The sequence below is a fragment of the Eisenbergiella porci genome, from assembly GCF_009696275.1.
In the GTDB taxonomy this organism is placed as follows: domain Bacteria; phylum Bacillota; class Clostridia; order Lachnospirales; family Lachnospiraceae; genus Eisenbergiella; species Eisenbergiella porci.
Window position 1 is genome coordinate 162763 of the sequence record NZ_VUMI01000001.1, and the last position, 18843, is coordinate 181605.

The 18843-nt window shown below is 54.2% G+C and carries 17 protein-coding genes; 1 reads left to right on the forward strand and 16 read right to left on the reverse strand.

Translation table 11 applies throughout. From position 1 onward, the window contains the following. Nucleotides 1–222 precede the first annotated feature (222 nt). Nucleotides 223–1296, forward strand: a complete 1074-nt coding sequence (gene ytvI / locus FYJ45_RS00745; RefSeq protein ID WP_276890950.1) for a sporulation integral membrane protein YtvI — start codon at nucleotides 223–225, stop codon at nucleotides 1294–1296. An 86-nt stretch (nucleotides 1297–1382) separates the two neighbouring features. Here the strand turns inward: ytvI and FYJ45_RS00750 are convergent, their stop codons facing one another. The 16 genes from FYJ45_RS00750 to cobM all read right to left on the reverse strand — a co-directional run bounded on the left by FYJ45_RS00750 (nucleotide 1383) and on the right by cobM (nucleotide 18801). Then, on the reverse strand, nucleotides 1383–1661 hold the full coding sequence (locus FYJ45_RS00750; RefSeq protein ID WP_154463017.1) for a type II toxin-antitoxin system HicB family antitoxin: 279 nt from the start codon (nucleotides 1659–1661) through the stop codon (nucleotides 1383–1385). 185 nt (nucleotides 1662–1846) lie between these two features. Then, nucleotides 1847–4141 (reverse strand): penicillin-binding transpeptidase domain-containing protein, encoded by a 2295-nt coding sequence (locus tag FYJ45_RS00755; protein WP_235930462.1) that lies wholly within the window; start codon nucleotides 4139–4141, stop codon nucleotides 1847–1849. A 410-nt stretch (nucleotides 4142–4551) separates the two neighbouring features. After that, nucleotides 4552–5169: a precorrin-8X methylmutase gene (locus FYJ45_RS00760; protein WP_025489582.1), complete on the reverse strand. Its 618-nt coding sequence runs from the start codon at nucleotides 5167–5169 to the stop codon at nucleotides 4552–4554. A gap of 14 nt (nucleotides 5170–5183) precedes the next feature. Then, nucleotides 5184–6683 (reverse strand): cobyric acid synthase, encoded by a 1500-nt coding sequence (locus FYJ45_RS00765; RefSeq protein ID WP_154463018.1) that lies wholly within the window; start codon nucleotides 6681–6683, stop codon nucleotides 5184–5186. Nucleotides 6684–6704: 21 nt separating this feature from the next. Continuing rightward, nucleotides 6705–7766 (reverse strand): pyridoxal phosphate-dependent aminotransferase, encoded by a 1062-nt coding sequence (locus tag FYJ45_RS00770; protein ID WP_195841589.1) that lies wholly within the window; start codon nucleotides 7764–7766, stop codon nucleotides 6705–6707. Between the two features lie 77 nt (nucleotides 7767–7843). Next, nucleotides 7844–8812: an adenosylcobinamide-phosphate synthase CbiB gene (gene cbiB, locus FYJ45_RS00775; RefSeq protein WP_154463020.1), complete on the reverse strand. Its 969-nt coding sequence runs from the start codon at nucleotides 8810–8812 to the stop codon at nucleotides 7844–7846. Then, nucleotides 8773–9396, reverse strand: a complete 624-nt coding sequence (locus FYJ45_RS00780) for a histidine phosphatase family protein (protein ID WP_154463021.1) — start codon at nucleotides 9394–9396, stop codon at nucleotides 8773–8775. Before FYJ45_RS00780 ends, cbiB begins: the two co-directional genes overlap by 40 nt. Before the next feature lie 141 nt (nucleotides 9397–9537). Then, nucleotides 9538–9915 (reverse strand): bifunctional adenosylcobinamide kinase/adenosylcobinamide-phosphate guanylyltransferase, encoded by a 378-nt coding sequence (locus FYJ45_RS00785; RefSeq protein ID WP_195841590.1) that lies wholly within the window; start codon nucleotides 9913–9915, stop codon nucleotides 9538–9540. Nucleotides 9916–10030: 115 nt separating this feature from the next. Next, complete coding sequence (locus tag FYJ45_RS00790; RefSeq protein ID WP_154463023.1) at nucleotides 10031–10813, reverse strand: adenosylcobinamide-GDP ribazoletransferase; 783 nt, start codon at nucleotides 10811–10813, stop codon at nucleotides 10031–10033. Continuing rightward, entirely contained in the window at nucleotides 10810–11412 is a 603-nt protein-coding gene (locus FYJ45_RS00795; RefSeq protein WP_154463024.1) for a bifunctional adenosylcobinamide kinase/adenosylcobinamide-phosphate guanylyltransferase, read from the reverse strand. Before FYJ45_RS00795 ends, FYJ45_RS00790 begins: the two co-directional genes overlap by 4 nt. Then, nucleotides 11406–12503: a nicotinate-nucleotide--dimethylbenzimidazole phosphoribosyltransferase gene (gene cobT / locus FYJ45_RS00800; RefSeq protein WP_154463025.1), complete on the reverse strand. Its 1098-nt coding sequence runs from the start codon at nucleotides 12501–12503 to the stop codon at nucleotides 11406–11408. The genes FYJ45_RS00795 and cobT overlap by 7 nt, the downstream gene beginning before the upstream one ends. 46 nt (nucleotides 12504–12549) lie before the next feature. Next, on the reverse strand, nucleotides 12550–13992 hold the full coding sequence (locus tag FYJ45_RS00805) for a cobyrinate a,c-diamide synthase (RefSeq protein WP_195841591.1): 1443 nt from the start codon (nucleotides 13990–13992) through the stop codon (nucleotides 12550–12552). Then, nucleotides 13989–16142: a precorrin-6Y C5,15-methyltransferase (decarboxylating) subunit CbiT gene (cbiT, locus tag FYJ45_RS00810; RefSeq protein ID WP_154463027.1), complete on the reverse strand. Its 2154-nt coding sequence runs from the start codon at nucleotides 16140–16142 to the stop codon at nucleotides 13989–13991. Before cbiT ends, FYJ45_RS00805 begins: the two co-directional genes overlap by 4 nt. Next, complete coding sequence (cobJ, locus tag FYJ45_RS00815) at nucleotides 16139–16900, reverse strand: precorrin-3B C(17)-methyltransferase (RefSeq protein WP_154463028.1); 762 nt, start codon at nucleotides 16898–16900, stop codon at nucleotides 16139–16141. Before cobJ ends, cbiT begins: the two co-directional genes overlap by 4 nt. 15 nt (nucleotides 16901–16915) lie before the next feature. Further along, nucleotides 16916–18028 carry a cobalt-precorrin 5A hydrolase gene (locus tag FYJ45_RS00820; protein WP_154463029.1) on the reverse strand — a complete coding sequence of 371 codons (1113 nt, stop codon included), beginning with the start codon at nucleotides 18026–18028 and terminating at the stop codon, nucleotides 16916–16918. Next, a complete protein-coding gene (cobM, locus tag FYJ45_RS00825) occupies nucleotides 18028–18801 on the reverse strand; it encodes a precorrin-4 C(11)-methyltransferase (RefSeq protein ID WP_154463030.1) in 774 nt (257 codons plus the stop codon). Before cobM ends, FYJ45_RS00820 begins: the two co-directional genes overlap by 1 nt. Nucleotides 18802–18843: the final 42 nt, after the last annotated feature.

Here is an 18843-nt window from a genome sequence, read left to right on the forward strand (position 1 = left end):
CCAGCCGCTCCCCCGCGGCTTGATACACAGGATTTTAACGCAGTTCCCATAAAACATGCATAACCTCTGTCCATTATGGCAGGGGCTGTGCTTTTTTTGTATTTCCGGCAAAAAAGCCGGTCTGTCGGTCATGATTTTTGAATAGACTCAGATAACCGTTTAAATACTGGGTAAACTGATTATAGAAAGGACAAGGCAGGGCGCATGACGGCCCTGCCGATGATAAAAATGGAAAAAAAGAAAGCTTTCCTCATTAATTTTCTCTACTATGCACTTCTTTTGTGCGCAGCATTTGTCGTCCTGAAATATGGGCTGCCCCTGCTGGCTCCTTTTGTAATTGCTTTTATTCTGGCCTATTTATTAAGAAAACCTGTTTTATTTTTATCCCGTAAGCTTCATATTCCCCAGAAACCAACGGCGATCCTGCTGGTACTTATTTTTTATTCCACCGTAGGCTTGCTGCTTTCCCTTGTGGGCATCCGCGCATTTTCCTCAACCAGGGATCTGGTGCTGAATCTGCCGCAGATTTATGCACGGCATGTGGAACCGGTATTAATGGGGATTTTCGGGAATCTGGAGCAGGCTCTGCAAAAAATGGATCCCTCCCTGGTTTCCACCCTGGAAGATCTTTTTAACCAGTTTACACAGTCATTAGGGCAGATGGTATCCAGCCTGTCCGTTGGCGCCATGGGAACCATCTCCGGAATTGCCTCCTCCTTGCCAGGACTTTTCATCAAGCTGCTGCTTATGATTATTTCCACATTTTTTATTGCCGCGGATTACGAGCTTCTCACCGGATTCTTTCTGAAACAGCTGGGCGGGAAAACGCAGAAAATTTTTATGCAGGTAAAAGAATATGTGGTGGGAACCCTTTTTGTATGCATCCGTTCCTACGCTTTGATCATGTCAATTACCTTCGTGGAGCTTTCTCTTGGGCTGACGGTGATTGGTGTGAAAAATTCGATATTGATTGCTTTCCTGATTTCGGTGTTTGATGTCCTTCCGGTTCTTGGGACAGGGGGAATCATGATCCCCTGGATGGTGATTTCCGCGCTGACCGGCAATTATTCCCTGTCTCTGGGACTGCTTATTGTCTATCTGTTTATAACGGTCATCCGGAATATCATCGAGCCCAAAATCGTCGGCAGCCAGATCGGGCTTCACCCGGTGGTAACGCTGGCAAGTATGTTTGCAGGGGTCCAGCTGCTGGGCGTTGTGGGCCTGTTCGGCTTTCCAATCAGTCTTTCCCTGCTGCGTCACCTGAACGACAACGGCACCATCCATATTTTTAAATAGCAGGGCAAAAAAATAACCGGCGCCTCATGTGATATGACCCTTGTCAGGCAGACAAGAGCCATATCAATGGGGCAGCCGGTCTTTTTTCAGTCATTGTCGGGAAGCAGCTTGATTCTCACCAGAATCTTTCTTACGAATTCCCCTTCCTTCAGTTCAATATCATCCTCGTGCGTCTGCGGGGGAAGTTCGCATTCTTCCTCTTCCATTTCCGCACAGATCCAGTTATATGCTGCATCGGCAGCATTATCTATCGCATCCTCCAGATCCGGTCCTTGTGCCTCACAGCCTTCCAGATCCGGAAATGCCACGTAATAGCCTGCTCCCTCCTTTTTGGGGGTAAAAACTGCCGGGTACGTAAATGTCATCTATATGCCTCCTGATTTTCAGCCTTCCCCACCTCCCTGAGGAAGCGGTACGGCTTTTATTTTCTGTTATCCTGTACCATTATAATTTCAGCAGGGGGCCTTTGTCAAATAGTTATGTTTCCCATAGCCCTGTTTCCTGGCGCTGTGGCAAAATCAGTTTATAACCTCTTATGACGTCCGATGAATTATTCTCTGCTGAAATAGTAATTGAGGACCTCCTTTGATTTACCCACCACGTAACCGCTGCCGCCTCTGCCTTTTACATCCTCCGTCATAGTAAGAAGAAGAATCGGCCTGTCCGCATTTTTCTGAGGCGTGAATACGCAGAACCAGCCCAGCTCCGTACCTGTGGTATCCGTTTTGGACTGTTTGATTTCTGCGGTTCCTGTTTTTCCGGCAAGCAGGATATCCTCCCGGTAGGCGCTGCGTCCGGTTCCATGGGGAGAGGCGATTACCTGTTCCATGGCCTCTTCAATCAGGCGGGCCGTATCCTGGGTATAGGCCTGCTCCAGCCAGAATTCAGGCTTTGCATCCGACTGGTAGCGCAGACGCGGCTTCAGCACGTTTCCGTCGTTAGCAAAGCCGGTGTAAAGCGCCGCCAGATGGATCGGGTTCACCAGAACCTGTCCCTGTCCATATCCGCTGTCCGCAAGCTGGATTTCCGAATCAATTCCTTCTTCATTGGAATACTGTGACGGGGCAAGGGATATTTCAAAGGGAATCTCCTGGCCGAATCCCAGCTTATCCAGGGATGCTGTCAGATCCTTTTCCCCGATGCGTAGAGCTGCCTTGGCAAAATAAATATTGTCAGAATAAATCAGGGCATTTTTCAGGACAACCGGATCATAGGCATGGAGGGTTGTTACATAATAGTTTCCCCAACTGGCATCCTTCTGCCATGACAGGCCGACATTGCCGTAATCCTCGTTGGGATCAATGGCTCCTGTATCCAGGCCGATGGCTGCAATGATCGGTTTAAAAGAAGAGCCCGGACACAGCTTCTGCCGGAAGCGGTTATAAAGGGGCATCCTTTCATCCTCATTCAGGCTGTCCCAAAGCGTCTGTGACATGCCATAAATAAAATCCCTGCTGTCATAGGAAGGCGTGCTTACCAGTGCAAGGATTTCCCCGGTGTAAGGATCCATGGCTACGGAGCAGCTTTTATCCTCCGCATAGGCTTCGTACAGCGCCTGCTGGAGTCCGGCATCTATGGTGAGCTGAATGGTTTCCCCGTCCCTTTTTGTAATCCGGGCAAGCGTGGCTTTTTTATTTCCCTGTTCATCCACGATGCTTATCTCACAGCCGTCACGGCCCTTCAGTTCTTTTTCATAGAGAAGCTCCATGCCGCTGCGGCCGATAACGCTGTTTGACCGGTAGCCCTCCCCGGGATGTTTTTCCAGATCCTCCGCCGTGACCTGCTGGATGTAGCCGGTCAGATGGGCTGCCGCTTTTCCCAGCGGATAGTCCCGTATCTCCACATCTGTTATCAACACACCGGGAATCGCCAGCAAGGCGTCCTGCAGCTCTTTTTTCCGGATGGTTTCCTCCGAAGGGTATTCCGCCATCAGCTCCTGGTCAGTCAGCTTCTGGATTGTCTTAATCGGAACAAAGGAATCCGGTTTTACCCATTTGGCCGACAGCTTCTTCCGTATACTCTCTGTGGAAACCCCGAGTAGCTCTGCCAGGCGTATGACGGATTCGTTCTCTTCCTCCGCCTCCACAGCTTCAGATGTGTCTTCCACCCGGCTTTGCGCAGTTTCGCCGCCCAACTCAGCCTGGCTGTCCATCACCTCAGTTTCACCCGGCAGCCCCTCTTCATTATCCGGCATTTTTCCGGGCACCAGGCCCACCGAAGAACCCGTACCCCGGCCTGCGAGAAGCCTGCCATTCCGATCCACAATCGTTCCCCTGGCCGCCTCGTCTCTTGTGACCTTTACCTTGTCATAGGCCGTCAGTCCAGGAAAAATCAGGCTGTCCTCCCAGACAAGCGCATAAGGATATCCTTCCTCTTCGCCAGTCCTTTTCAAAAAAACAGCCTGGTTGGAAAAGGAAATTTCTCCGGCCACACTATCCATTGTCGTATCATAAAAAACCGTCGCTGCCTGGCTTCCGCTTTCCTGGGCCTGTGTTACCGTTACCCGGACATCCGCCGCTTCAATTCCCTCATAAATCTTCTTGTTACGTTCTGCAAAGGCCTCCTCTGAAATCTCGCTTCTGGTCTGGGCATCCAGCATACGGTACATTTCATCATATTTTCCGTCTTCAATACAGGCCATATAATATAGAAGCAATTCTTCCGGCGTCTCCGGTTCCTTTTCCGCCTTTTCCTCTCCAATTGCAGGCAGAAGCTTCTTCACTCCGTTAAAAATCAGGACTCCTGCTCCCACAACGATTACAACAGCCGTCAGAAGGAGAAAAATTCTTTTCATCCGCATCATTCCGGCCCGGTTCTTCCTGCGTCTTCTCCGTTTCCTTTTCATATCAACCTCCATTTGATTACATATGTAAGATTTATCTTTAAAACAAAACCGCCACACGGCGGTATCCTTTTTCCCTTCGCCAGGCTGCAGCATATTCTGCGCGAAAGCCGCGGCCAACAGGGACAATGCCACTTCCAGATACTGTTTTCCTCAGCCTTCCGGCGGCAATTTCTTTTATTATCCTACCTCCGGGAAATTCATATGTCAATATAAATTTCCCGGATATTATTTGGGCCATTAAAATACCAGAAAACCACCGATGATTCCAAAAATAAAACAGATTGCCAGGCCTGCAATAATAAGATTCCTCATAAACCTGATATCCCCTGCGATTTGATGTATATCATGATACAATGGATGATTTGTAATTTCAATTTTTTACGTTACTTCAGGACCGGGAGAATCAAAAATTACAGCTGATAAATCAATGCATTACAAATCGCCGCAGCCACATTGCTGCCGCCCTTCCGGCCTCTCGCCACTATCACCGGCACGCCTGCCGTCAGGATCAGTTCTTTCGCCTCCACCACATTGACAAATCCCACCGGTACGCCGATAATCAGCCGGGGGCGGATTTTTCCCTCCTGTATCAGTTCATAGAGACGTATCAGGGCAGTAGGCGCATTGCCGATGGCAAAAATAAAATCCTCCTGCATGGCGGCCGCTTTGTCCATGCTCACGGCGGCCCTGGTGGTCTGTTGCGCCAAAGCAGCCGCGGCCACATCTTCATCCGCCATAAAGCAGTGTACCTTTCCTCCGTACTGCTCCAGTTTTTTCTTATTTATGCCCGCTCTTCCCATATTTGTATCCGTAATGATGGATACGCCCTCTCTGAGGGCCTGCAGTCCCTTTTCCACCGCATTTTCAGAAAAAAACAGGGTATCCGCATAGCTGAAATCCGCTGTGGTATGAATTACTCTTTTAATAATGGGCTTCAAAACCGGATCCAGCTCTCTTCCCAGTTCCTCTTCAATAATTTCAAAGCTTCTTTTTTCAATCTCTCCGGGGGCAATCTGCTTCAGATTCATTTTATTTTCACTCCTTATTTCAGTCCGATTATCCGCCGGACCGCATCCATATCCATGTGGGCCCGGATGACATCCGCCAGGATATCATACTGTTCCTGCCTGTAACCTGCCAGATCCCTGTAGGCGCCCGGAGTCATGCCTTTTTCCAGAAAAACAGGATTCAGAAGGCCGTTCAGCAAACCGGGGGCGTCCAGTATTCCATGAATATACGTGCCGCATACGTTCCCTTTGACACAGCCGTCCGGATACTGTTTTCCGGTAACGCAGTCCGTCACGCTGGCAAAACGTCCGCAGGTTTCCAGAAGGCAGGTTTCTCCCATATGGATTTCATAGCCCTCTGCCGATACGCCGCTCATTCCCTGATAGATGCCCTCTATTGGTTCTACGCGGCCCTCCACTCTGGTGCGATGCTTCCTTTTGCCAAATGTTGTGGTGACGGGAAGCAGTCCCAGTCCGGCCAGTTCACCGCCGTGCTCACAGCCGTCCGGATCCAGCAGACGCTGTCCCAGCATCTGATAGCCGCCGCAGATTCCGAAAATGCGGCAGCCCTCCAGGGCGGCTTTCTGTATGCCCGCTTCCAGGCCGTTCTGTCTTATCCACAGCAGATCCGACATGGTATTTTTGCTGCCGGGCAGGAACAAAATATCCGGTTTCCCCAGCTCCTCCGCCGTATTTACATACCGGACGGAAACGCCCTCGCAGCCCTCCAGCATGCCGAAATCCGTAAAATTGGAGATATGCGGGAAACGGATGACCGCCGCATCGATCCCTGTGCCGGTCTGTCGTCTGTCAAGCCGTTCCGAAAGGCTGTCTTCGTCGTCGATATCCAGCTTCGTGTAGGGAATCACCCCGGTTATGGGAATACGGCATTTGTCATACAGCTGCTTCAGTCCGGGATCCAGGATGGTTTTATCTCCCCGGAATTTATTGATCACAAGTCCTTTGACCCTGGCCCGCTCCTCTTCCTCCAGAAGCCAGATGGTACCCAGCAGCTGGGCAAATACGCCGCCGCGGTCGATATCCCCCACCAACAGCACGGGCGCGTCCACCATGCGTGCCAGTCCCATATTGACAATATCATTATCCTTCAGGTTGATTTCCGCAGGGCTTCCCGCGCCTTCTATGACAATCACGTCAAAGCTTTTGTCCAGTTCTCCGTAGGCCTTCATAATAGAGGGAATCAGGCTTTTTTTCATGCGGAAATACTCCTTTGCCTCCCGGTTTCCCAGGACCTCGCCGTTTACAATCACCTGGGAACCCATATCACTGTTGGGTTTGAGCAATATGGGATTCATCCGGATATCCGGTTCAATGCCGGCGGCCTCCGCCTGCATTACCTGGGCGCGGCCCATTTCCAGTCCGTCCCTGGTAATGTAGGAATTCAGAGCCATGTTTTGTGACTTAAAGGGGGCGACGCGGTAGCCGTCCTGATACAGAACGCGCAGAATTCCTGCGGTCAGGATGCTTTTTCCCGCATTGGACATCGTCCCCTGAATCATCAGATTTTTTGCCATACCTTTTCCTGCCTTTCTTTATTACAGCTCTTTTTCAAGCTCGTCCAACGCCTGAAGCAGCGCTTCATTTTCTTCCCCTGTACGTACCGCTATCCGGTAATCGCCAGGTCCCAGCCGACGGTAATTCTCACAGCTGCGGATGGCGAAGCCCTTTCCTGCAAGCAGCCTGTCCAGTCCCGGCACACCCTCAAAAAAAATAAAATTCGCACAGGGCGGATAGATGCGGTATATCAGCTTATCTCTTTTTTTCAGGCCTTCTATCAGACAGGCGCGCGCTTTGTCCAGATATCCGATGGTTCTCTCCCGATAGTCCTCTTCACGCAGCGCCGCCAGGCCGGCCAACTGGGCAGGGACAGATACGTTCCAGGCCGGGAGCTGACGCCTGATTTGCCGGATAACCTCCCTGTCGGCGCAGATTCCGTAGCCCAGACGCAGGCCCGGCATGGCATACAGCTTGGTAAAGGCGTTAATTATCAGGAGATTTCCATAATCCCTGTAAAAACGCTTCATACTGATGTTCTCATAATCCCTGCAAAAGGGCAGGAAGGTTTCATCCGCTGCCAGCCAGATTTTTTTCCGGGTCGTCAGCCGAAGCACCCGTTCCGACAGCTTGGGATCCATGCAGTTTCCCACCGGATTATTGGGATTGCACAGAAACAGCAGGCTTCCGGAGGGCTGCTGTTCCAGGAACGTAAGCAGGCCCTCTTCTGCCTGAAAGCCGTTTTCCCGCCGTAAAGGGAAACACCTCACAGGACAATCCGCCGCAAGGAGCGCTCTTTCGTATTCGGAAAAGGCAGGGGCAAGAATCAGCCCGGCCGCAGGCTTAAGCGCACGGACAGCGGCATAAATCAGCTCCGAAGCGCCGTTAGTGCATACAAGCTGCGCCTCCTTGGCCTGCCACTGCCGGGCAATGGCCTCACAAAGGGTGCGGCTGGTTTCCTCCGGATAGCTTTCCGCCCGTTTCCATTCCCTCTGCAGTACCCGCGCTGCGGCATCCGGCATTCCCAGGGGATTGATATTCGCAGAAAAATCATAGCTTATGTTTGTGCCGCCATTCCGGCCGCCGTGTTCAAAAAAATCCATACTGTTCCCGCCTGTTTTTTCTTTCTTCCTTTGCCCTTTCATCGATAGGTCCCGGTCATAATCCGGAGGGCAGAATTTTATAATCCCCAGCCTCCGCAGAGTGTCCACCGAAGCAGCAGCCCTGCCAGCCAGATTATCCCTGCGGATACGTACAAAAGCCGGTTGGCTCTGACGATATCCTCCGCCTCCACGCGGCGGCGGGCGTCCCCGATAAAGGGTTTTTTAACGGTTTTCCCAAAATAAACCGCATCTCCTGCCAGCGCCACGCCCAGCGCGCCTGCGCATACCGACTCCGTCTGCGCCGAATTGGGGCTGGCATGGCAGAACCGATCCCGTTTCCAGATCCGGTATGCCCCCGCGGCATCCAGGCCGCACAGGCGGGAGGCTGCAATCATGGCCCAGGCCGCCAGGCGGGAGGGGATAAAGTTAGCCACGTCGTCCAGGCGGGCCGCCGCCCTGCCGAAATACAGATATTTTTCATTCTTATAGCCCAGCATGGAATCCATGGTATTCACTGCCTTGTATGCAAAACCGGCAGCCGGGCCGCCAAGCAGGAGAAAGCATAATGGGGCAATGCTGCCGTCGGAGGTATTCTCCGCCACGGTTTCCACCGCCGCCTTAATGATCCCTTCCTCAGATAATACCGCGGTATCCCGTCCCACAATCATGGAAACGGCCGTCCGCGCTTTTTCCACATCCCCCTCCCGCAGCGCTTTGCAGACCTTCATGCTCTCCGTCTTCAGGCATTTGGTGGCAAGAATCTGGTAGCACATGAAGGACTCCAGCACAATTCCTGCCGCGGGATGTATCCGGCAGGCAGGGAAAAGCAGAGCCGCCGGAACCAGGGCGGACAGCAGCACCATAATACACACAAGGAGCAGGCCGGAACAAAACTGCGCCTGCGGCGACTGCCCGGGGCGGCGCAGCTTTTTTTCCAGCAGGCCTATCCCCGCCCCCATGGCACGGATGGGATGGGGCATCCAATAAGGATCCCCGAAGAGCAAATCTAAAATAAATCCTGCGAATATTGCAATGGCTGTATCCATGAAAGCCTGATCTCTCCTTTACCGTTCTTTTCCACCAGGCAGCAATAGCCCTGGCCATTGCCGCACTGGTAGTCATAATAGTCCTTGCCCTCCGTTCCGAAGCGGGAAAGCAGGGCCATTATCGTCCCTCCGTGGACAATGCAGGCCGTAGTCTGCGGTTTTTCCTCCTCTTCAAAGCGGGCAAGCAGCTGTCCCAGCCCCCGTGCGCACCGCTCCCGGAAGCTTTCCATGCTCTCTCCTCCGGGAAAAGGAAGGGCGCCGCCGCTGTCAATCCAGGCCTGATACAGCGGATTGTCTGACAGTTCTTTATAATTTTTCCCTTCGAACTGGCCGAAGCTGCATTCGCGGAAGGCTTCGATTATCAACGGTTCCTGCCCGGGATACAAAATGGCGGCAGTCTCCAGGCAGCGAACGAGCGGGCTTGAAAAAAGGAGATCCGCAGCGGGATACAGGCCCCGTTTTTTCTCCTGGTTTAATGCTTCCCGCCCTATGGGACACAGCTTCTCGTCCGTCATGCCGATATATCTTTTTTCCCTGTTTCCCGCCGTCATGCCGTGGCGGATGAGTATGAGCTTCCTGATCATGTGTTTCCTCCTCTGTTTGGCAGCTTCACAGTTACTGCCAAATCCATCCCAAATCGCCTTAAGAGATGGGATTTTGGCACTCCTGAATCACTTTCATACGGTCAGCCCGGCCAATGCGCGGGCTGCCGAAACGCTGCAGCTTTACTTCAGGCGCTGTGGTATGCCGCAGATAAGACGCTCCACATGCTCTGCCCGTTCCACTACCCTGCACATGATCCGGCCCACGTTTTCCCTGTAATCCCTGTCGCTTTTTTCCAGCGGCACAATGCCGCAGCCGATCTCATCGCAGATAATTATCACTTCCGGATTTTCCCGGCAGACGCGTTCCGCCGAACGCAGGGCGGCGGCTGCATCTGCCCCGAAACGTCCCAGATACAGATGAAAATGATCGATAATTTCTGCCCGCAGGCACTCCTCCTGCGCAGCATATTTACCATCTGCGATTTTTGTCTTTTGCGGATATTTTTCCCTCACAAAGGCAAGCTTTCCCTGTGCCCTTCCTCCGATGTAAACTTCCATTTTAACTCCCTGGATCCCCATCCGCGCTTCCGGGCCTCACTTTGCCGGCAGCCCGAATCCACATTCTTACGGTCAGAAACAAAGCTGTGACCTGACATTACAAGTTACAATTCCCCTACAAAACCTGCAGCAGGCATAATACGGCAGGTATCACGGCGCTCATCCATTCGGCGCACAGCAGAAAACAGCCTGCCAGATCCCCGGTGATACCGCCGAATTCCTTCTGAGACATATGCCTGTACCACAGGAATACCGCCAGATTCCCAGCCGCGGCAAGCGCTCCTCCCACCGGGGATACAAAAAGCAGGGCCAACAGACAAACAGCCAGCAGGAAAAGCAGGACCAGGCGGACACACCTTTTATGAGCGGTGGAGGAGAACGCATAAAGAAGCCCTTCCTTTTTCGCCGCGGGAAAATAAACCAGGCTCAGGCCGCTCAGCGTTCTGGACAGCAGAAAGCCAATGCAGAAGCACAGGACCGCCCTGTCACTTTTCAGCTCGGATATGCCTCCCAGATAAGTAAAGTAATACCCCAGCAGGCAAATGACTGCAAAAGCGCCGATATGGGAATCCTTCAGTATCCGCAGCTTTTCCTCCCGATCCCTGTAGGAATGCAGGGCATCCATGGTATCCATAAAGCCGTCCACATGGATGCCGCCCGTAAGAAACAGCGGAATGGCCGCCATGCCGGCCGTATAGAAGAAAGCCCCTGCATTGATACCCCCGCACAGCCTGTACCAGGCATAGCATAACGCACCTGCCGCAGCTCCCACCAACGGGAAAAAACAGATGACATATTTCCGGTTTTCCTCCGACCATTCCGCCTGGGGCATGGGGATTTTGGAATACATGGAAAACGCAATGGCAAAGGAGCTGCCGATGGATTTTATTTTCTTCATGCCTGATCCTCCTGCATTTCACAGTTTTGTCTGCAAATCTGCCTGATTTTTTCCTGTTCTCCGCCTTTTTTCAGCAACAGAGGAATTCCGTACACCACTTCCCAGACCTCCTCCGCCTTCCTGCCAAGGCGGCAGTTCACCTCTCCCAGCTGGCGGATATAATCCAGGGTGCCTTCTTCGTAGGCAGCGCCGTCGGAAAATACTTCCCCCGTCACAATCACCAGATGGCGGCATTTGGAGTACAATGCTTCGATCTGGCGCAGAATACGGCGCCAGGCCTCTTCCCCGCCGCCTTCCTTTTCTTCCGGAGGATCCGGGGAAAACATTTCATTTGCCATCAGGTTGCTCATGCATTCCAGGAGCACCGTGGCATCCTCTCCCGGCTCCGCCCTGTCCACCCGGACAGGCCGTTCTATGGTTTCAAAGCCTTTGCCGCGCCGCAGCTGTCTGTGGCGCTCCACCTTCTTTTTCCCTTCCTCGCCATATACCTGCATGGTGGCAAGATATACAAGCTCTCCCCCGGCAGCAAGGGAAACGGCTTTCTGTTCTGCGAAGGCAGATTTGCCGCTTCCGCTTCCTCCCGTTACCAGGATCAGCATTCCGGCCCCTTTCCCGCGCCGTAATCCTGATAGGCGTCCATGTCCAAATCCTCAAAGGTCGCATTTTCCCGGTATACCTGATATGCCATATCAAGAAGAGGGAAAAAGGATACGGCTCCCGTTCCTTCTCCCAGCGCCAGATTGGCATGAATTATGGGCTTTAGCCCCAGCTCTTCCAGAATCGCGGCCATGGCAGGCTCCTTTCCCAGATGGGACGCCAGCAGGTAATCCCGTACCTCCGGAATCAGCCTGCACGCTGCCAGGGCGGCTACCGAGGTAATCAGCCCGTCCAGCACCACCGCAAGCCCATAGACAGCGCCCCCGATACAGACGCCGGCCAGCGCGCACAGGTCAAAGCCTCCTACAGTCTGCAGGGTGCGGAGCGTCTCATCCTTTCGCAGCCCATAAGCGGCGACGGCGGAGGCTATGACCTGTGCCTTATGCCGTACGCCTTCCTGGTTCAGGCCGGCCCCCGGGCCGGTGACCTGCTCCGCCGGGCGTTCCAGAAGCACGGAAGCCACCGCGCTGCTTGTGGTGGTATTTCCGATCCCCATTTCCCCAAGCGCCACAATATGGTATCCCTTCCGGCCGAGCATCTTTGCAGTTTCCACACCCGCGCGGATCGCCGCCAGCATTTCGGCTTCCTCCATGGCAGGCTCCCTGGAAAAATTGCGGGTGCCGTTTCTTGTCTTCCTGTGCAGAAGGTTTCCCGCTTCTATTGTTTCCTTCATTCCCACATCCACAGGGTAAACATCCGCCCCGGCGCAGGCGGCCATCCGGTTGACGCTGGCAAGCCCCCTGGCGATATTTCCGGTCACTACCGTCGTCACCTCATGGCCGCTCTGGGACACGCCCTCTTCAATGATGCCGTTATCCGCACACATGACAGCCACCGCCTTCTTTTCCAGGGATAGATTTTCCGTCCCCTGGATCCCGGCAATGCGCACCAGCGCATCCTCCAGAAGCCCCAGCCCGTAAAGCGGCTTGGCAATCCCATTCCAATGCCGCCTGGCGGCTTTCCATGCCCGTTCATCAATCCCCCGTATTCGTTCTTTACAGCTGTTCAGATACTTTTCTGTTTCTGTCTCCATCTTTTTATCTGGTTGCCTCCCTGTTCTCCCCCTAGTCTGCAATGGCTTAAATACCTGCTCTATGGCCATATTCCTTCGCCGTCCTCACAAATGCGTATGCCGCCTCTTTGTTCCCGTAAAAGTAAAGGTGCGGAAAGCCCGCATACATCCGTTTATCCGCCACGCCCGCCTTCCAGCAGGCCGATCCGCCGGCTTTTTTGGCCGTAAAAGCATCCGGCAAAAGTGTGCTGTCGTAGTAATGGAATTCGTGGGCCTTCAGCGTCCTTCCGGCAAGGCAGAGCAGGTTGTCCTTTTCCGCTTCCATGGTAATATAGCCAAATCTCGCAAGCCCGGAGGTTTTATGGCATTCTCCGTGCAGTACGCCTGCCATCCCGTATTCTTTACCGTCTTCCCCCTGCAGCCGTTCATGCAGATACATGAAACCGCCGCATTCCGCAATCACGGGCATGCCGTCCTTTACCGCCCTGTATACCGCCTGCCGCATGGCCGTATTTGCCTCCAAGGCCGCCGCATGCAGCTCCGGATAGCCGCCGTTTAAAATCAGCGCGTCCGCCCCTTCCGGAATTTCTTTCTCCCGCAGCGGGCTGAAAAAAAGGATTTCACAGCCAAGGGCCTTTAAAAATTCCAGGTTATCCCGATAGAGGAAGCAAAAGGCTTCATCCTTTGCCACCGCTATTTTAACGCCCCGGCCGTCAGGGCCGTCCTTTTCCTCCGGAATGCAGTCGAAAACCGGCGCCTCCTTCGCCAGCGCAAGAATGCCGTCCCAGTCAATGGTTTCCCGCATGGTTTCGTATAAAAGCCCCAGTTTTTTCCGGAAGCCCTGGATTTCATCCGGAGCTACCAGTCCCAGCTTTCTGCTTTCAAAAGCCGCCCCCGGAATGCGGGGCAGATAGCCCAGCGCGCGTACGCCCATGGCCTCGGCCTCCCTGCGGATATCCGGGTACAGCTTTGCCGGAAGCTGGTTAAAAATCACACCACGGATGTTCTGCTCTGTCTGGGCTGCCAGGAATCCGCGCAGCACCGCCAGCACGGAGCGACTCATCCCTCTGGCGTTAACCGTGAGAATCACCGGTGTTTGTGTCAGCGCCGCGATTTCGCTCGCGCTTCCTTTTTCCGTAAAACCACAGCCGTCATAATACCCCATGACGCCCTCAATCACACACAGATCCCCTTTTTCCCGGGCAAGCAGCCTCCCCATGGTTTCCCTGTCCGTAAAAAAACTGTCCAGATTTCCGGTTTCCACTCCCAGCACCCGGCTGTGAAACATGGGGTCAATATAATCGGGGCCGCATTTACAGGCACATGGATGCAGTCCCCTCTGTAAAAGCCCGTACAGGATACCGCAGGTCAGCGTCGTTTTTCCGCAGCCGCTTCCGGTTCCGGCTATCAGGATGCGGGGACAGCCGGAAGCTCCCTCCATTTGCCGTTTACGGGAACAGGCTCCGTCTGTCTGCGTACGCACGGGCTGATTTTCTTCTCTGTTTTTCATTCCGTCAGATCCCCCCATATGAGAAAAATAGGATTCTGCGCCTTCAGCATATGCAGTCCGCCTATCGGCTGCAGCCCTGTCACGGCAATCTGGCAGGCGCCTGCGTTCTGTAAACGGAAGCTTTCCACGCAGCCAAGCGCCTCCGATACGGTTTCCAGCGTCACGGCGCTCAGGCAAATCCGCATGGGCTTCTTCTTTTGCCGCAGCGCTTCCAGGATACCGGAAAGCCTTCCTTTGGTGCCGCCGATGAAAACAGCGTCCGGCGCGGGCAGCCCTTCCAGAACCTGGGGCGCCATCCCTTCCACTGCAGTCAGATTGCGGCAGCCAAATTTCTCCCCGTTACGGCGTATCAGTTCAATGCCCTCCGGATCGCATTCTACGGCGTATACCCGTCCTTTTCCGGCGGCCAGCGCCAGTTCCACGGAAACAGAGCCGGTCCCTGCCCCACAATCATAGACGATATCCTCTTCTTTTACCGAAAGCTTGCTCAATATGACGGAACGCACCTCGCTTTTGGTCATAGGCACCCTGCCGCGCAGAAAGCTTTCCTCAGGGATTCCCGTGACAGGAAACCGGCCGTACCTGTCATTGATTAAAAAGAGTACGGTAAGCCCGTCCTTCCCTTCGCGGCGGTACTCCCTGGCCGGATATTTACGGATGGTTTCCCCCGGGCCTGAAAGATTGGTTCCCTCATACACCAGGGTATCCCCCAGGCCGCCTGCCGTCAGCTCTGCGCAGATTTCCCCGGTCTGCCCTTCCGTCAGGACAAAGGTTTTCCGGTGGCCTGCTACAGCGGCCAGAAGATTCTCTTCTTTCCCATGGCAGCTTAAAATCTTTGCATCCTCCCAGGAAATCTGCAGTCTGGATGCGAAATAGGACAGGGAGGAAATTCCGGGCTCCACATGGATTGTGACCTCCCGCCGGCCTTTCATCTGTTCCCGGTAAGCCTCCAATGCCTGCAGAAGCTTCTTCGTCCCGCTGTAAAAACCGCTGTCGCCCGACATCAGCACAGCCGTCTGTGCTTCCCCGCTCTCCTCGATTGCCCGGCAGATGATGTCCGGCTCCCAGGCACAAAGAACCCGCCTGCGGTTCTCCGTTCCCTCCGTAAGCCCGCAGGCGTCCAGCATTCTTCCGGCGCCCGCCACCAGGCCGGCCCGGGAAAGCAGCTTTTTTACGCCCTCAGTCATGCTGTCTGCAGAGCCCATGCCGATTCCCAGGATGCTGATGTTCTGCCGGAGGCAGGGAACGGTGTTCCCACCGCCGTTTTGGAGCAGCGCCTTCACTTCCTCCACTGAACAGCCCTCTTCCTCCACTGGCCGCTTTACCACAACTACGGCCGCGCCTGCTCTTCTCGCACCGCGCAGTTTTTCCGGGAAGCCTCCCGCGGCCCCGGATTCCTTGGTCAGCAAGATCCGGGCATTCGTTTCACGCAGCATGGCATAATTCATCTCTTCGGAAAAAGGACCCTGCATACAGATAATATGTCTCCCGGAAAGTCCCATTTCCATGCATTTTTGCACCATTTCAGGCTGCGGCAGGATTCTTGCAAAAATACGCTTGGCAAACCCGGGCAGCCCCCGCAGCGCTTCCAGCTCCTTGCTTCCTGTGGTAACAAGTATGCTGCCTTCCATTTTTTCCAGCAGCTTTGCGGCCTCTTCCATGCTGTCCGCTTCCGTCAGCATGCGGCTTTCTTCCTGGCCGCCGATTTTCTGCGTTATATCGGTTAGCCCTGCGGTTGTTGTCAGCCCTGTGGTTTTTTCAGGCTCCGCGGTTTTTTCAGGCCCTGCGGTCTTTTCTGCCGCCGTAGCCGTTTCCGCCCCGTTTTTTTCTTTCCCGCAGGATTCCCGCACAACACGGATATAAGGAAGGTTTAAAAACCCGCAGGCGGCGCGTATATTTTCCGTGGCCAGCCTGGCGTACGGATGGGTGGCATCTATCACCAGCTGGGGACGGAAGGAACTTAATTTTTCTTCCATCTGCGCCCGATCCAGAGCGCCGGTGCAGATTTCCATATTTTCCCCGGAAGGAAGCAGCTGCTCTCCATAGGACGTGGTCACGCAGACGCAGGCCGTAATATTTTTTTCTGACAGGAATTCGCACAGCAGCCTTCCTTCCGTGGTTCCTGCAAACAGCATCACCTTCTGTATCATGTTCTCTCCTGCGCGGCCGCCGCTTCTTCTTCCAGGCGGTATCCTCTGGGCGTTACCATTTTGCCGTGAATATTCCTGGTATGGCTGTTTCCGATAAAAACTGTGGTAAACATATCCACCTGGGTATCCCTCAGCTCTTCCAGGGTGAGCACCGCAGCTCCCTCCCCTTCCCGGCCTATGTTCTTCACACAGCCGCACACGGTGTCCGGGGAAAGATATTCCAGCGCTATTTCACAGGCCATGCGCAGATAATCGCCTCTTTTTCTGCTGGATGGATTATAAATACAGATTACGGTGTCACTTTGTGCGGCGCAGCGGATCCTCTTTTTTATCACTTCTATAGGGGTGAGCAGATCGCTGAGGCTGACCGTAAGAAAATCATGAGACAGCGGCGCACCCAGCAGCGCGCCCCCGCTGGCTGCCGCCGTTACTCCCGGAATCACCCGTATCCGCTTCAGCAGCGTTTTGTCCCGGGCCGTCAGTTCATATACCAGGCTTGCCATGCCGTAAATTCCGCTGTCACCGCTGCATACCAGCGCCACCTTTCTGCCGTCCTCTTCCTTTTGGATGGCAAGAAGACACCGCTCTTTTTCCTGCTTCATGGCCGTTGCCAGAAATTCCTTTTCTGGAAACCAGGGACGGATCAGATCCACATAGGTGGTATAGCCCACAATCAGATCGCTGTCCTCCAGCGCCCGGACAGCTTCCACAGTCATGGTTTCATAGCCCCCCGGGCCAAAGCCTACTATATATAACATCGTTTCCTCTCCTTTTCAGTTACCTTTATCATTTCTGTAAAAACGGATAACCGGCATACGCTGCGCCGCCGCTATGGTAATGCCCCCGGCCGCCTGCCTGGGCACAAGGAGCCTTCCGCCGCCGCTTCCCAGAACCGCCGCCCGTTCACAGACATTATCCACACCCACCGTTTTCCTGACGAACCCGGACGCTTCAAACTTCCCAGGAACCGCCTCCAGCTCCTGTGCGGTAAACGTAAGGAAGGGCGCCCTTTCCACAAATGCCAGCTCCAGGATACCAGCCTCCTTTTCCTTCAGGCTGATGGAGGCGAAACGGGCAATCCGCCTTTTATCCAGATCGAATTTCTGAAATACCGTCTGCAGAAATTCTGAAAGTTCCGCCCCGCTCCTTCCCTTTCTGCAGCCGATACCCACTGTCAGATCTTTCGGGATCAGCCGGCAGGTAACCGGGAAGCGGACGGCCTGGGGCTGCGCTCCAATAACAATGCCGCATTCCGGCAGGCCGCTGTCTCCTTTTTCCCCTTCTTCTGCGAAACGGGGCCGCAGCAGGCCATCCACGCCCTTTTCACACGGCACAATCAGTTCCGGCAGCTCGCCCTCCCAGGGCAGTTCACTGTAAAACCCCACCTTTTCCCCATGCAGAAGCCTGCCGGAGACTTCCTTTATCCGCTCCCGTTTTTCAATAAAAAGCCCGTTATCCCTAGCAAAAAGATCCACCGCAAATACGCCGTTTAAATCCGTCGCGGTGGTAATCACCGGCTCTGCGCCTGTGAGCAGGGCAACCTGTCGGCACCAGTCGTTACCGCCTCCCAGATGCCCGGACAGCAGGGAAACCACATGCACCGCATGTTCATCCATCACCAGCACCGCCGGATCCCGATCCTTTTCTTTCAGAAAAGGCGCTATGGCACGCACGGCGATTCCTGCGGCACCGATAAAGATAAGAAGCCCACAGGAAGAAAACAGGGCTTCCGTCAGGCTGCTCACCTCCCGGAATGCCGTCTGTCCCTCCAGCACGTATTTATAAAAAGAATAGCCTGTACAGGAGAGTTTTTTGCGCAGCAGGCCAGCCAGTTCCCTGTTTTTCAGGGCTCCCCTTGCCGTAAAGGAAATAATCGCCGCTTTCATTATGTATTCCCGTCCTCTCCCTTGCGCGCCTGCCTGAATTCCGTGGAAAAATCAGCTGCATACAGGCGGGAAAGCTCATAATCCGAACCCAGGACCTCTCCCACAACAATCAGCGCCGTTTTCCGGACGCCGGCTGCTTCGGCAAGCTCCGGCAGCTGCTTCAATGTACCGCGCAGGATTTTTTCATCCTCCCAGGTCACCTTGTAGCAGACCGCGCAGGGGGTATCCGGGGAAAGGCCGCCCGCCAGAAGCTCTTCCCTTACCTGCTTTAAAAGGCCGGTGCTCAGGAAAAGGACAAGAGTGCTTCCATGGGCTGCCAGGCTTCTCAGCCGTTCCCTCTCCGGCACCGGGGTACGTCCCTCCATCCGGGTGATGATCACCGTCTGAGAGACGCCGGGAAGCGTATACTCCGCCTGCAGGGAGGCCGCAGCGCCGCAAAAGCTACTGACGCCAGGACAGACCTCAAAGGCTATGCCGGCTTCTTCCAGCCGATCCATCTGTTCCCGGATGGCTCCATACAGGCTGGGATCCCCGGTGTGCAGGCGGACGATGGTTTTTCCTTCCCGTTCGCCCTGCACCATGACCTCCACCACTTCCTCCAGCGTCATGACGGCGCTGTTGTAAATCAGACAGCACGCAGGCGCCGCCTTCAGCAGCTGCGCATTCACCAGGGAGCCTGCATAAATAATAATATCCGCCCGTTTCAGCAGTTCCTGCCCCCGGACTGTAATTAAATCCGGCGCTCCCGGACCTGCTCCCACAAAATATACCATATCCTTCTACCTCTCCATTGGTTTTCGCATCATTTTGTTCCT